General features: G+C 69.1%; 14 protein-coding genes. 6 read left to right on the plus strand and 8 right to left on the minus strand.

From position 1 onward, the window contains the following. Positions 1-268: 268 nt before the first annotated feature. Both OG885_RS21080 and OG885_RS21085 read right to left on the minus strand, forming a co-directional pair. Positions 269-1,339 (minus strand): aspartate-semialdehyde dehydrogenase, encoded by a 1,071-nt coding sequence (locus OG885_RS21080; protein WP_399952442.1) that lies wholly within the window; start codon positions 1,337-1,339, stop codon positions 269-271. Continuing rightward, entirely contained in the window at positions 1,339-2,616 is a 1,278-nt protein-coding gene (locus tag OG885_RS21085) for an aspartate kinase (RefSeq protein ID WP_405733892.1), read from the minus strand. Before OG885_RS21085 ends, OG885_RS21080 begins: the two co-directional genes overlap by 1 nt. Positions 2,617-2,893: 277 nt before the next feature. On the opposite strand from OG885_RS21085, the gene OG885_RS21090 reads away from it, so the two are divergent. From OG885_RS21090 to OG885_RS21105, 4 genes are read left to right on the plus strand one after another with little or no spacing between them, the layout of a single operon-like run. Next, on the plus strand, positions 2,894-3,622 hold the full coding sequence (locus OG885_RS21090; protein ID WP_405733894.1) for a tRNA-dependent cyclodipeptide synthase: 729 nt from the start codon (positions 2,894-2,896) through the stop codon (positions 3,620-3,622). Continuing rightward, entirely contained in the window at positions 3,612-4,799 is a 1,188-nt protein-coding gene (locus tag OG885_RS21095; protein ID WP_405733896.1) for a cytochrome P450, read from the plus strand. The genes OG885_RS21090 and OG885_RS21095 overlap by 11 nt, the downstream gene beginning before the upstream one ends. A 60-nt stretch (positions 4,800-4,859) precedes the next feature. Continuing rightward, on the plus strand, positions 4,860-5,546 hold the full coding sequence (locus tag OG885_RS21100) for a response regulator transcription factor (protein WP_405733898.1): 687 nt from the start codon (positions 4,860-4,862) through the stop codon (positions 5,544-5,546). Continuing rightward, positions 5,543-6,898: a sensor histidine kinase gene (locus tag OG885_RS21105; protein WP_405733900.1), complete on the plus strand. Its 1,356-nt coding sequence runs from the start codon at positions 5,543-5,545 to the stop codon at positions 6,896-6,898. The genes OG885_RS21100 and OG885_RS21105 overlap by 4 nt, the downstream gene beginning before the upstream one ends. On the opposite strand, the gene OG885_RS21110 is transcribed toward OG885_RS21105, so the two are convergent. Then, entirely contained in the window at positions 6,864-7,373 is a 510-nt protein-coding gene (locus tag OG885_RS21110; protein ID WP_405733902.1) for an SgcJ/EcaC family oxidoreductase, read from the minus strand. The two genes, OG885_RS21105 and OG885_RS21110, sit on opposite strands and share 35 nt — an antisense overlap. A gap of 166 nt (positions 7,374-7,539) precedes the next feature. Beyond that, entirely contained in the window at positions 7,540-9,732 is a 2,193-nt protein-coding gene (gene fxsT / locus OG885_RS21115; RefSeq protein WP_405733904.1) for an FxSxx-COOH system tetratricopeptide repeat protein, read from the minus strand. A gap of 100 nt (positions 9,733-9,832) precedes the next feature. Between fxsT and OG885_RS21120 the strand changes: the two genes are divergently transcribed. Next, positions 9,833-10,564 (plus strand): sulfite exporter TauE/SafE family protein, encoded by a 732-nt coding sequence (locus OG885_RS21120; protein ID WP_405733906.1) that lies wholly within the window; start codon positions 9,833-9,835, stop codon positions 10,562-10,564. Here OG885_RS21120 and OG885_RS21125 read toward each other — a convergent pair whose 3' ends face one another. The 4 genes from OG885_RS21125 to OG885_RS21140 all read right to left on the minus strand — a co-directional run bounded on the left by OG885_RS21125 (position 10,565) and on the right by OG885_RS21140 (position 13,445). Further along, on the minus strand, positions 10,565-11,143 hold the full coding sequence (locus OG885_RS21125; RefSeq protein ID WP_405733908.1) for a Uma2 family endonuclease: 579 nt from the start codon (positions 11,141-11,143) through the stop codon (positions 10,565-10,567). It abuts the gene before it with no gap. Positions 11,144-11,193: 50 nt separating this feature from the next. Continuing rightward, positions 11,194-12,207, minus strand: a complete 1,014-nt coding sequence (locus OG885_RS21130) for a hypothetical protein (RefSeq protein ID WP_405733910.1) — start codon at positions 12,205-12,207, stop codon at positions 11,194-11,196. Between the two features lie 243 nt (positions 12,208-12,450). After that, positions 12,451-12,633, minus strand: coding sequence for a DUF397 domain-containing protein (locus OG885_RS21135; protein ID WP_405733912.1), 183 nt, complete (start codon positions 12,631-12,633; stop codon positions 12,451-12,453). Continuing rightward, positions 12,630-13,445, minus strand: coding sequence for a helix-turn-helix domain-containing protein (locus OG885_RS21140; protein ID WP_405733914.1), 816 nt, complete (start codon positions 13,443-13,445; stop codon positions 12,630-12,632). The genes OG885_RS21135 and OG885_RS21140 overlap by 4 nt, the downstream gene beginning before the upstream one ends. A gap of 78 nt (positions 13,446-13,523) precedes the next feature. Between OG885_RS21140 and OG885_RS21145 the strand changes: the two genes are divergently transcribed. Continuing rightward, positions 13,524-13,934: a hypothetical protein gene (locus OG885_RS21145; RefSeq protein ID WP_405733916.1), complete on the plus strand. Its 411-nt coding sequence runs from the start codon at positions 13,524-13,526 to the stop codon at positions 13,932-13,934. Positions 13,935-13,970 lie beyond the last annotated feature (36 nt).

Below are 13,970 nucleotides of genomic sequence, written 5' to 3' on the forward strand. Positions count from 1 at the left end.
ACTGACCGTGCGTCAAGCGCCCTCATGCCTACCCGCTCTTCCCCTATGTCCTGAATGGTTCGGGGCGTCCCCACGCCCCTTGCAGCATCCCCGCGCCCCCGGAAGGGCGTGCGCCCTCTGAAGGGCGTTCGCAAAGACGCTCCCCGCCCTTCGCGCGGTTGCGGAGAGCGGGGAGGAAAATCTTCGGACGACAACGACGTCCACAGCAAGTGGTCCGGACCATCGACCGGCTCACACTTGGTTCACAGATCTTACAAACCCGTCGAGCTCAGCCGCTCTTGAATTCGCCCGCGACCAGCTCGGCGATCTGCGCGGTGTTCAGCGCCGCCCCCTTGCGGAGGTTGTCGCCGCACACGAAGAGTTCGAGGGCGGTCGGGTCGTCAAGGGCCCGGCGCACCCGCCCCACCCAGGTGGGGTCGGTGCCGACGACGTCGGCGGGCGTCGGGAACTCTCCGGCCGCCGGGTTGTCGAACAGCACCACACCCGGCGCGGTGGCGATGATCTCGCGCGCCTTGGCGACGGTGACCTCGCCCTCGAAGCGGGCGTGGACGGTCAGCGAGTGCGTGGTGACCACCGGGACCCGGACACAGGTGACGGCGACGGGCAGTTCGGGCAGGCCGAGGATCTTGCGGGTCTCGTCCCGCACCTTCATCTCCTCCGACGACCAGCCGTCCTCCCGCAGGGACCCGGCCCACGGCACGACGTTCAGCGCGACGGGCTCCGGGAACGGCCCGGTGTTGTCGCCGACGGCCCGCCGTACGTCCCCGGGGTGCGTCCCCAGTTCCGTACCGGCGACCAGCGCGAGCTGCTGGCGCAGCGTCTCGACCCCGGCCCGGCCGGCCCCGCTCACCGCCTGGTACGAGGACACGACCAGCTCGCGCAGCCCGAACTCGGCGTGCAGCGCGCCCAGGGCGACGATCATCGACAGCGTCGTGCAGTTGGGGTTGGCGATGATGCCGCGCGGCCGCACCCGGGCGGTGTGCGGGTTGACCTCGGGGACGACGAGGGGCACCTCCGGGTCCATCCGGAAGGCGCCCGAGTTGTCCACGACGATCGCACCGCGCGCCGCGGCGACCGGCGCCCACTGCGCGGAGACCTCGTCGGGTACGTCGAACATGGCGACGTCGACCCCGTCGAAGGCCTCCTCGGTCAGAGCCACCACCTCGACCTCCTCGCCGCGCACGGCCAGCTTGCGGCCGGCCGAGCGCGGGGAGGCGATCAGGCGGATCTCGCCCCAGATGTCCGCGTGCTGGGACAGGATCTGGAGCATGACGGTGCCGACTGCTCCGGTCGCCCCCACGACCGCGAGCGTCGGCCGCGCCGATCCTGTCCCGGCCATCAGCGTCCCGTGCCTCCGTAGACGACGGCCTCGTCGCTGTCGGAGTCGAGCCCGAAGGCGCTGTGCACGGCGCGGACGGCCTCGTTGACGTCGTCGGCGCGGGTGACGACCGAGATACGGATCTCGGAGGTCGAGATCAGCTCGATGTTCACGCCCGCCTCGGACAGCGCCTCGAAGAAGGTCGCGGTCACACCGGGGTTGGTCTTCATACCGGCGCCGACCAGGGAGATCTTGCCGATCTGGTCGTCGTAGCGCAGCGACTCGAAGCCGATGCCGTCCTTGTGCTTCTCCAGGGCGTCGATGGCCTTGCGGCCCTCGGCCTTGGGGAGCGTGAAGGAGATGTCCGTCAGACCGGTGGAGGCGGCGGACACGTTCTGCACGATCATGTCGATGTTGATCTCGGCGTCGGAGATCGCCCGGAAGATCGTGGCGGCCTCGCCCGGCTTGTCCGGCACGCCGACGACCGTCACCTTGGCCTCGGAGGTGTCGTGCGCGACACCGGAGATGATGGCCTGCTCCACCGGCTTGTCCCCTTGCTTGATCGGCTCACTGCTGACCCACGTGCCCTGAAGTCCGCTGAAGCTGGACCGGACGTGGATCGGGATGTTGTAACGGCGGGCGTACTCCACACAGCGGTGGAGCAGCACCTTGGAACCGGAGGCCGCGAGCTCCAGCATGTCCTCGAAGGCGATCCAGTCGATCTTCTTCGCCTTCTTCACCACGCGCGGGTCGGCGGTGAACACGCCGTCCACGTCGGTGTAGATCTCGCAGACCTCGGCGTCGAGGGCGGCGGCGAGGGCGACGGCGGTGGTGTCGGAGCCACCACGACCCAGGGTCGTGATGTCCTTCTTGTCCTGGCTGACGCCCTGGAAGCCCGCGACGATGGCGATGTTGCCCCGGTCGAGGGACTCCCGGATGCGGCCGGGCGTGACGTCGATGATCCGCGCTTTGTTGTGGACCGAGTCGGTGATGACACCTGCCTGACTACCGGTGAACGACTGGGCCTCGTGGCCCAGGTTCTTGATCGCCATGGCCAGCAGGGCCATGGAGATACGCTCTCCGGCGGTCAGCAGCATGTCGAACTCACGCCCGGCAGGCATCGGGGATACCTGCTCGGCGAGATCGATCAGCTCGTCCGTCGTGTCGCCCATCGCGGAAACGACGACGACCACCTGGTGGCCGTTCTTCTTCGCTTCCACGATCCGCTTGGCGACGCGCTTGATGCCCTCGGCATCGGCTACGGAGGAGCCTCCGTACTTCTGCACGACAAGGCCCACGTGCGCTCCTCGCTCAGTCAGTCTCTATCCGCACATACGCATATGTACTGCGGTCGGCTCAGTCTATCGAGCGTCCGAAATCGACCTTCGTGAAACCACATGGTGAGACCCGGACGCCCAGCACGACCCTGCCCATCCCCACGATGAACACTCGGCAAAGTGGGCCAGGTCACCCGTTGACGCTCTCCGTAGTCGAACGCTAACTTCGCGTCGTCGTCGCCACACCAGGAGCACTCGGCTCCCCCGGGACTAGCGACGCGCGAAGGACTTCCTTCCCTTGACGACTGCGACCGTCTCAGAGATCCAGCACGTCACTCCCGCCGACCTCTTCGAGGTCCGCCCGTTCACCCCGCACTGCGAGGTCATCCGGGCGGCCGGCGACCACGCCGTGATCGGGGTCTCCCCCGGCAACAGCTACTTCTCCGCCCGCCGGGTCCTGGACCTGGCCCGCTGGGCACTGGCCCACTTCGAGCGGGCGGACCTCGTCCACACCGACCTGCATGTGGCCGAGATGTACGAGGCCTCCGGCTATCCGGCCGACGACGCGCGCCGCAAGGCGGTGAAGAACCTGCGCGGGGTGCGCGCGAAGGTTCAGGCCGCGGTAGGGGCGGTGGACCCCGGCGGAACCCGCCTGCGCGCCCACGCCATGTCGGACCTGCGTTCCGTCCCCGCCTACCGCGACCTGCACGCCCACCTCACCGCCCGCCTCACCACCGACGACGAGTTCCGCACGACCTGCGAACAGCTGGTCGGCACCTTCCTCGCCGGCAAGGTGACGGACGTGACCGAGGCCCAACGCCGGGTCTGCATGGCGTACGTCTGCGCCGAGGCCCCGCTCTTCCTGGACACCCCGGCGATCCTGGGCGTCCCGTCCTCCCTGAACTGCTACCACCAGCTCCTGCCGATGGCCGAGCTGCTGTACGCCCCCGGCGCCGGCCTGCGCGCCTCGCGCAACCAGGGCCACGCGATCGTGACGCCCGCCGAGGAGGTGCGCGTTGTCCGCTGACACCCTCATCGACTTCCCGTTCTCCTGGCGCGGCGACCGACTCCCGGCCGAGGTCGAGGAGTTGCGGTTCAGCTCCCCCGTACGCCGGGTCCGCACGATCGCGGGCGACGAGGCCTGGCTCGTCTCCTCCCACGCCCTGTGCACGCAGGTCCTCGAAGACCCCCGCTTCAGCCTCAAGGACACCTCGGCGCCGGGCGTGCCCCGGCAGTACGCGCTGACGATCCCGCCCGAGGTCGTCAACAACATGGGGAACATCACGGGCGCCGGGCTGCGCAAGGCCGTACTGAAGGCCCTGAATCCGAAGTCGCCGGGGCTGGTGGACTGGATGCGGGGGTACGCCGGTGAGCTCGTCGACGGTCTCGTCCGCGAGGGCGCTCCGGTGGATCTGCGGGGCGGGTTCGCCGACCCGTACTCGGCCGGCATGCACTGCCGCATCCTCGGCATCCCGCGGGCGGACGCGCCGCGGCTGATGCGGAGCCTGGACCTCGCGTTCATGAACTCGGCGTGCCCGGTGGCCGGGGCCCGGCTCAACTGGGACCGGGACATCGCGTACATGACCGAGCGGCTGGACGACCCGGTGACGAACGGCCTGATGGCCGAGCTGGCCGCCCTGCGCACCGACCCCGACTACGCCCATCTCACCGACGAGATGCTCGCGACGGTCGGCGTGACGATGTTCGGCGCGGGGGTCGTCTCCACCGCCGGGTTCCTGACCATGGCCCTGGTCTCGCTGCTCCAGCACCGGGAGCTGCGGGCCGAGCTGGTCGCCGACCCCGGGCGCATCCCGGCGGCGGTGGAGGAACTGCTGCGGATCAACCTGTCGATCGGGGACGGACTGCCGCGGCTGGCGCTGGAGGACGTACGACTGGGGGACGTCCAGGTCAGGGCGGGCGAGCTGGTCCTCGTCCTCGTCGAGGGCGCGAACTTCGACCCGGCCGCCTTCCCCGACCCGCACCTCGTCGACCTCACCCGCCCCAACAGCGCCGCGCATCTGTCCTTCGGCGGCGGCCGGCACTACTGCCCGGCGACCGCCCTCGCCCGACGGCACGCCGAGATCGCCCTGGAGGTGCTGCTGGAGCGGATGCCGAGATTCCGCCTCGCGGTGCCGATCGAGCAGCTGGTGTGGCGCACCGGCTTCATGAAGCGCCTCCCGGAGCGCCTCCCGGTCATGTGGTGACCACGCCCTGAGGGCCTCGGTGACCGGCCGTCTTTAAACTTCAAGCACTATGGTTCGCCTGTGCGCGTACTGCTGGTGGAAGACGATGAACCGGTCGCCGAGTCCCTGCGGCGAGGACTGCTGCGTTACGGCTTCGAGGTGGCCTGGGTCACCACGGGCGGCGCCGCCCTGAAGCACGACGAGCCCTATGACGTCGTACTCCTCGATCTCGGTCTGCCCGACACCGACGGCCTCGACGTGTGCAAGGCGCTGCGCGAGCGCGGCAATGTGCCGATCATCGTGATCAGCGCGCGCAGCGACGAGACGGACCGGGTGGTCGGCCTTGAGCTCGGCGCGGACGACTACGTCTCCAAGCCGTTCGGGGTACGGGAGGTCATCGCGCGGATAAGGGCGGTGATGCGGCGGGCTCAGCCGAAGTCGGACGTGGCGGCGGCCGGTCCCGACCGCTACGGCGACCGCCTCACCGTCGACCGCAAGGCGGCCCGCGTACGCCTGGACGGCGAGGAGGTGGCCCTCGCTCCCAAGGAGTACGACCTGCTGGCCTTCCTCACCGAGGAGCCGGGCGCGCTGATGTCGCGCGAGCAGATCATGGAAGCGGTCTGGGACGCGAACTGGTTCGGCCCGACGAAGACCCTCGACGTCCATGTGGCGGCGCTGCGGCGGAAGTTGGCGGGCGCGATCACCATCGAGGCGGTCCGGGGCGTCGGCTTCCGCCTGGAGATCACCCAAGGTGACGCGGCGTCATGAACCGCCAGCTCATCCGGAGTTACATCCTCCTCGTCGCCGTCGCGATCCTGCTGTTCACGGTTCCGGTGGCGTTCACGCTCACGAGCCAACTGCGGGGCGATACCAAGCAGTCCGTCCTGCGCGAGGCGAACACGATGGCGCTGCTGCTGGGCAACGGCGACCGCACCTCGTGCGAGGCACTCGACGAGGTGGCCCAGGCCTACGACAAGAAGACCCCCGGCACCGTCGAGGTGACGCCGACCAGCGACTGCGTCCCCGACCTGCCCGCGCCGTCCTCGGACACGGCACTGGACCGGGCCGTCCACGAGAACGAGGAGACGACCGACTGGGGTTCCGACTTCGTCTGGGGCAAGCATCTGACGGTCACCGTCCCGGCCGAAGGCGACGCCGCCGTACGGATCGTCTACTCGACCTCGGACATGACGACCAGGCTGTGGCAGATCTGGGGATTCCGGGCCGGGCTTGCGGTGCTGGTGCTGGCCGCCGCGGCCGCGATCGGCGCGTACGCCGCCCGCAGGATCACCGCTCCACTCCGTGAACTCAACGCCATGGCCAGCAAGTTCAGCGACGGCGACCTCACCGCGCGCTCGCCGGTGACCGGCCCGCCGGAGACCCAGACGCTGGCCCGCACCCTGAACCAGGGCGCGGAACGCCTGGACACCCTGGTCGCCTCACAACGCATCTTCGTGGCGGACGCGTCCCATCAACTCCGCACTCCCCTCACGGCCTTGCGCCTCTCCCTGGACAACATCGCCGACGGCGTGGACGACGAGTTCGTACGGGAGGACGTGGAGCAGGCGACGGCGGAGGTGGTCCGGATGAGCCGCCTGGTGAACGGACTGCTGGTGCTGGCGCGGGCGGAGGCGAAGGTGACGGCCGCGGAGCCGCTCTCGCTGCGGGACATCATCGAGGAACGGCTGGCGGTGTGGAGGCCGGCCGCCGACGAGCGCGGAGTCACCATCGCGCTTGGGGGGAGTAGTGCCGACGGCCGGCCGTCTGTGCTGGCCAGCCCCGGTCATCTGGACCAGGTGCTGGACAACGTGCTCTCGAACGCCCTGGAGGTGTCGCCGGACGGCCGCACGATCACGGTCTCCTATGAAGTTCGGGGCGACGAGGTGCTGCTGTCCGTCTTGGACCAGGGTCCGGGCATGTCCGACGCGGAGAAGTCCCGCGCCTTCGACCGGTTCTGGCGTGGCCAGGGTCTGACCGGGCGCTCCGGGTCCGGGCTCGGGCTCGCCGTCGTCAAACAGCTGGTGACCGACGACGGCGGGACCGTGACCCTGGGGGATGCGCCCGGGGGTGGGCTGGTGGTGCGGATCAGCCTTCGGGCATCGCCGAGGAGTGGTGGTTGACGATCTTCCACTCACCGCTCCGCTTCTCGTACTCGTAGGTGTAGCGGGCCTCGACGACGCGCTTGGCGCCGGTGTCGGGGTCGGTGAGCGTGAACTCGTAGACGCCGGCGTCGAGGGCGGAGTTCTTGTCGAGGACGTTGATGTGCGTCTCGATCTTCTTGCCGACGGGCTTGTTCTCGAGGAAGTGCTCGAAGTAGTCGACGATGCCGGCGCGGTCGGTACGGACCTTGTTGGAGACGGTCGGCAGCAGTACCGCGTCCTTGGCGTACCGGTCGGCGACGGTCTCGGCGTCGCCGGTGCGCAGGGCGGCGTTCCAGTCGTCGAAGAGGGCGGCGATCTCGGCCTTGGCAGGCTTGTTGCCCTGCTTCGCCTTCTCCGGCCCGGCGACACCGACGCCGGCGGCGAAGGTGCCGACGGCGACGAGGGCACCGGCGGTGACGATGGCTGCACGCTTGGTTATCGGGCGAGGGGTCATCTCATCTCCAGTGCGGGCGAGTTGCTTCGGGGTTGCTTCCTCCGCTCTGTCTGCGGTTTCTGTGGAGGAAGTGACTCCAGACTCGCGTGGCGCTGGTTAGGGGTGGTGCAGGCGTCGTACAAGGGACGTTTAGCGATACCCCAACTCACGGGGCGTCACCGCATGGTCACTTGAGCTGTCGGAGGGCTTCTCGGATGTCACGGGTGAGCCGGTGCTCGCTGCCGTGTACGCGTTCGGCGACGTCCAGCGCGTCCTGGAGCAGGCGGGTGGCTCCCGCCCGGTCACCGGTCACACCCAACGCGACGGCCAGACCATGGCGGATGGCGAGGGTGCGTGGATGGTCGCCGCCCATGACGCGGTTCGCCGCCTCCAGCGCCGCCGTCAGCACGGGTACCGCCTCGTCCGCCCGCCCCACCCACAGATAGAGGTCACCCAGGTCGTGGAGGCCGTTGACCGTTCCCTGATGCTCCGGGCCGACCTGTTCCATCAGCGCGACGACCGCCTCTTCCATCAGCGGCACCGCCTGGTCCGTTTCGCCGGCGGCCTGGTACGCCTGGGCCAGCGTGCATTTCAGATGCGCGGTGCTCGGATGGTCCCGGCCCAGATGCCGCTCACGGTCGTGCAGCGCGCGCCGCAGCAGCCGGATGGCCCGTGCGGGTCTGCCGGCTTGGTAATAGGCGCTTCCCAGAGAGGCCCGCGCCCAGTGGGTGTCGTTGTGATCCGGGCCCAACAACCCCTCGGTGTCGGCCAATACCCGCTTCATCAGCGGGAGCGACCGATCCGTCCGGCCTGCCCGTTGCAGGGCGTTGGCCAGGCTCAGCCTGCTTCTGAGCAGCCTGGGATCGGCGGCGTCGAGATACCGCTCCGCCGCCGCCACCGCTTCCTCGACGCACGGCAGTCCGCGTTCCTCGTCCCCCAGCGACAGATAGGCGTGACCGAGCGAGTTCGATACCGCCCATACCAGTTCCGGCCATTCCTCCGCCTCGGCCGGGAACTGCGCGATGAGGTCCCGGCACCGGGTCAGCAGCCGGATCGCGGTGCGGTCCACTCCCTGGAAGAGAACGAACGCGCCCGCCTCGTGGAGCAGGCGGACCAGTGGCCCCGGCGGCTCCCCCGGCGGTAGCCGCCGCTCCAGCGCCTCGATGTGCGGCAGCAGTGCCCACCACACGGGCCAGACGCCGGACTGTTCCACGTCCTGGGGCAGCGCCCGGTCCAGACAGTCGATCGCCGTACGCCGGGCCGCGGCGATGTCCTCGGCACGCCGGTGCGGATCGTTCTCGTCGGCGGTGCGGCTGACGTCCTGGACGAGCCGGTGCACCGACAGCAGGCCCTCCCCGGGGATCCTGATCATGCTGTGTCTGACCAGTCCGCCCACGGCACGCAGCAGAGCGGGCGGCTCCGCGAGTCCGGCGAGCAGGGCGCGTGGAATGTCGTCGGAGGCGTACCAGGCCAGTACGCGCAGTACGTCGCCTGTCAGCGGCTGGTCCCGCGTGAGCCGGTCGAGGGTGACCCGCCAGGTCCTGCCGATCGCGCGCTGCCCCTCGGCGTAGAGGGTCGCCGGGTAGCGGGCCAGGAGCTCCAGATACTCGCGCGACGAGGTTCCCGACTCCGCGCAGTACGCCGCCGCCTGGTCGACGGCCAGGGGCAAGTGGCCCAGTTCGGCGCATACTTCGGCCGCACCGTCCGTGTCACGCGGGCCTTGTTCGGTGAGGACCCGGATGAACAGGTCCTCCGCCTCCTCCGGCCGCAGGACATCGAGGCGTACGGCCCGGGCCGCGGTGTGCCAGCCTGTCGCCAGCCGGGTGGTGATCAGGAACCGTCCGCCGGGCACCCGGGCCAGCAGGGGCTGGATGTCCTTCGGGTCGGTCACGTCGTCCAGGACGATCAGCCAGCCGTCATGGGACCCCAACCAGCTGAGGGCGCGCTCGCGCAGCGTTTCCTGCTGGAGGACACCGGCGAGCGGGGGCCGCAGGGCGGCGCCGAGAGCGGCCAGGCCCGCGTTGACATCCGCCTCGCTCTCGGCCGTGATCCACCAGACCGGCTCGTACCGGTCCCGTCGCGTCGCCGCCCAGTGCGCGGCGAGGGAGGACTTGCCGACTCCGCCGAGCCCGTGCAGGGCCTGAACGACTGCGTCCCCCGGATCGCTGAATGCGGCGTTCAGCAGCGCGAGTTCGCCTTCCCTGCCGACGAAGTCCCTGACCAGGGGAGGGAGATGGACCAGACCCGGTGGGCACTCCGGCGGGTCGAGAGCGTGGGGCGGCAGGTGGACGACATGGTCCCCCGTCGACACGCTGCCGATGTGCCCGCCGGCCGCGACCGACCGGTATCCCGACGCCGACGCTCCCGTCTGTTCGGTCATGCGGGAATCATGACGGACCGAGGCGTTGATCGTCGCGGTTCTGCGGGAGACGCTGTGAGGCGATCACCGCATTCGATCATCCGAAAAAGAGGGGGCGACCATGTCGAACGGCTGGAGCACCGACCTGCTTCTGGCCGGCATCGTCCTGCTCGGCTCCTCCGTCCAGTGGCTCACCGGCATGGGCTTCGCCCTGGTCGCCGTACCCGCTCTGATCCTGCTGCTCGGGCCGGCGCAGGGGGTGGTGCTGGCCAACTGTGCCTCGGGGGTGATCTGTGTCGTGGGGCTGATGGACGGCTGGCGGCGGGTGCGGCTCGCGGCGATGGTGCCGTTGTGCGTGGCGGCGGCCTGCACGGTGCCTGCGGGTGCCTGGATGACCCACCAACTCCCGGAGCCCGTCCTGTTGTTGGTCATGGGAGGGCTGGTGACCACCGCCGTCCTGCTGGTCATGCGCGGCGCCCGCCTCCCCGCGCTGCGTGGCACGAAAGGGGCCGTGGCCGCCGGGGCGGTCGGCGGGTTCATGAACTCCGCGGCGGGGGTGGGCGGCCCGCCGATATCCCTGTACGCCCTCAACGCGGGGTGGACAGTACGGGAGTTCGTGCCGAACGCGATGTTCTACGGCGTCGTCGTCAACGCCTTCTCCGTGGCGGCGAACGGAGTGCCGGAGTTGAGCGGGCCGAGGTGGGTCGCGGTGGTCGCGGCGATGGGGGCGGGCGGGGTCATCGGCAGGGGCCTCGCCTCCCGCGTTCCGGAGAAGCGGGCCCGCTTGCTCGTGCTGCTGCTGGCACTGACGGGCGGGGTCACGGCGCTGGGCAAGGGGTTGTGGGGGCTGTGATCAGTCGGCGAACTCCTTGAGGGGCTCGGTGTCGAGGGTGATGTCGACGGGTTCCGGCAGCTTGACCCTGGCCCCGAACGGCAGCTTCTCCTGGTGGCGGTACCGGCCCTTCTCGGGCTGATTGAAGACGACGACCGAGCAGTCGTCGCGGTCGATGAGGAGGTATACGGGGATGCCTGCGGCGGCGTAGCCATCGGGTTTGTCGATGCGGTCGCGCTGGTTCGTGTCGGAGTCGTACGAAGTGATCTCGACCGCCATGATCACCCCCGCGCCATCAGACCACTCTCCATGTCCCTTGAGGCTTCGCCTCGGCACCAGGATCGCGTCCGCTCGGGCGCGCCCCTTCCGGTACGACTCTGTCTTGACGCCCCGCTCGGGATAGAGCCGGAGGTCAGGACGCAGCTGCATGCACTGCTCCAGAAGCCACATGTAAATCTCACTGTGGTTGCCATCCGGCACGCCCTTGACCTGGACCTTTCCCTGGATGAACTCCAGCCGCACGGTCTCCGGGGCATGGCGTTCCAGCTCCTCGAACTCCTCGACGGACATCTGCGGCTGCTGCTCGGTCCTGGGGGTCATGGCGTCGCCTCCTCGACTCCATGGTGCCCTGACCGGCGCCTCCCGCACGCTCACCGCAACCCCGCCGCGCGGCGAAGGGCCTCAACCCGCTCCGTGACGTCGATGACCTCGTCGGCGCCCGGCAGACCGCCGCCGTCGCGCGGGGCGGGGAGGAACGTGTCGGGGACGGGGTCCTGGAACACGTACACCGGCCCCTCCGCCTCGACCTCCGCCAGGCATTCACCGCACAGGCCGTTCACGATCTCAGTCGTGCGCTCGTCGGCGTCGCAGAGGCCGCAGGCCATGAGTACACGGGTCACACGGGCGCGGCGGGCGGCTTTCTGCCGGATCTTCGCCTTCTTCGGGGGCATCTTGGTCTCCAGTCGTTTGCGGGCGAATCCGCCCGGGTTGCTGACGTCGGGCGGGAGCCCGTCGGTCAGGGCCTTGGTGATGTCCTGGGGCGTGGCGCCGTGGTCCAGCCACTGAGCGACGAGGTGTTCGAGGTTCCGGCAGTCCTGGTCGGAGAGCGGCATGCGGGGGTCGACGGCCTGTACTTCGGCGAGGGTCTGGTAGGCCACGCTGGGCTCTTCGACAGGCTGCTTTGCGGGCTGCTCGGCGGGGTCGTCCGTCGCCGACGGTTCTTCCTCTACGCGGGCCAGTCCCGGCAGGTGGTCTTCTGTTACGTCCTTGCCGTCCCGGTCCCGCGCGAAATCCGCCCACCACTCCGGTGACCTGGGGGTTCGTGACCAGTACGTGCGCGTCACCCACCGCATCGAGTTGTCCTCGACGGTGATGTGCTCCTTGATCCAGCGCAGGTGGCCAGCGAGGCCGATGCGGCCCATCGCGGTGCGGATCGCTTGCTGGCCGTACATCGGGTGTTCCGCCGCGATCGCCTTGTAGCCCATCGCGTGGCCCTCTTCGAGATGGTCGACGAAGACGGCGATCTCGCGGTCGCGGGGGCTCAGATGTGCGAAGTCCGGGTCGGCGTACGGGTCTTCGTCACCGGCGGGGCGTTTGCCGTAACCCGTTTTGGCCATCGGGTGCGACGGGGAGGGCAGGGCGGGGCTAGGCTGGGCGTAAGCCACGATCGAGTCCTGTTCGATCCGTAGGTCAGGCCCCGGAGCCGGTGTTGGCGCACCGACCGGGGCCGAATTATTTGCTCGTTCGCCGCGAACCTAGAGCGGTTTTACTTTTCGGCGCAAGCTGATCACGGAACGTCACCCTTTCGGGTTACGGCGCCCTAACTCCCGTTCAGACTTGGTGGGTTGGGTTGGATTTCAACCAAACCAAAGACCCAAAAACCATGGGAAGGGCTCGGGGCCCGAGGCTCAAACCCCGGGCTGAACTGCGGAGATGAATGCCGACCAGGCGGGGGCGGGGATGTGGAGCTCGGGGCTGAAGGGGAGCTTGGAGTCTCGGATGTGGATTGCGGTGGCGAACGCGACTTCGACGCAATCGCCGCCCTCGTTGTCGCTGTAGCTCGACTTGAACCACTTCAGCTGGTCACTCACGGCTCATCCACCATCCGCTCGACGTAACGGGCTGACTCAGCGGGGCTGAGGGCCTGCGCGCGGATCATGCTAAGCCGCTCGGCAACGCGGCTGACAACATCTGGGTCAGCCGACAGTTCGCTGGCGAAAGGCCCCTCCGTGAAGGCGTACCGCTCGTGATCGCGGGTCTCCAACAACACCATGGGCCCCATGAGCGCGTCACTGAAGGCACGCTCGAACGGGAGAACCTGCAACGTGACGTTCCTCAGGCACAACACCTCCAGCAGACGGCGCAGTTGCTCGTCGTCCACCTGAGGGCTGCGCAGGACCGCCTCGTAGAGGACGAAGCTCACGGCCACCGGCGGTTTCCGCTTCGTAAGGATGGTCTGCCGCTCCATCCGGGCCGCGATCCGTTCCTCCACCGTCTCCTCGTCCAAGGGCGGAAGGCGATTCTCGATCAGGGCACGGGCGTAGGCGCTCGTCTGCAACAGGCCGGGGATCACCGCGATCTCGTACGACCAGCGACTGATCGCCTCTCGCTCCCGCTCCATGAAGTCCTGCGCCCGCGTAGGGAACTTCTCCCGGTTCAGGAACTCCTTCCCCGCGCTCAGCATCCCCTCCGCGTCGCACATCTCGTCGGCCACATCGAGCACCCGGGCGGTCGGCATCCGTACGCCCTGCTCCATGGCGGCGATTGTGTCCGGGGAGTAGTTGGAGGCGGCGGCCAGCTCGTCCCGGCTCACGCCGGCCTTCGTGCGCCAGCGCTTCATCTGGTTGCCGCTGTAACGCCAAGCGACCGGAACATCGGACTTGTTGCTGTTCTGGCCCGGCACTACGCCCACCCCCGGCTGGTACATCCCATCGTGTAAGACCCGTGTCACTACCGAGCGTAGCCTCGCCGACGCCACCGTGTGACCATGACGAACGCAATCGACGCCCTTGAGTGGATCCCCGCCTCCGGTCATCAGCTCCGTCTCACCGGGGTCCACTTCGACGCCGTACGGATCGAGGGGGTGCGTGGGGAGCGGGTCGCCGCGAGACTCATCGAGGCCACCGACGGTGATGCCGGGCCGGTCGTGTGCGAAGCGCTCGGGTTCCGGTGGATGTACTTCCTGCTCGCGCCCGGCGAAGTACGCGAGCACAGCTGGCCGTTGGGGGTGCAGCGGCTCGGCGGGAGAGGTTCGCGGACGGTCACGTACATCGGGATTCCGGCGCTGGACGGAAACACGTGGCCGCTCAGGTGGTACAGCGAGCCGACGGCTACGGCACCGTTCGTGGAGACGGTGCCCTTGCGGGCGGTGCTGGAGGATGCGGGGCTGTAGATCACGGCGCCCCCGTCCCCGTAAACGCGTGTGGGG

It is taken from the genome of Streptomyces sp. NBC_00028 (assembly GCF_045041065.1).
Lineage (GTDB): Bacteria > Actinomycetota > Actinomycetes > Streptomycetales > Streptomycetaceae > Streptomyces.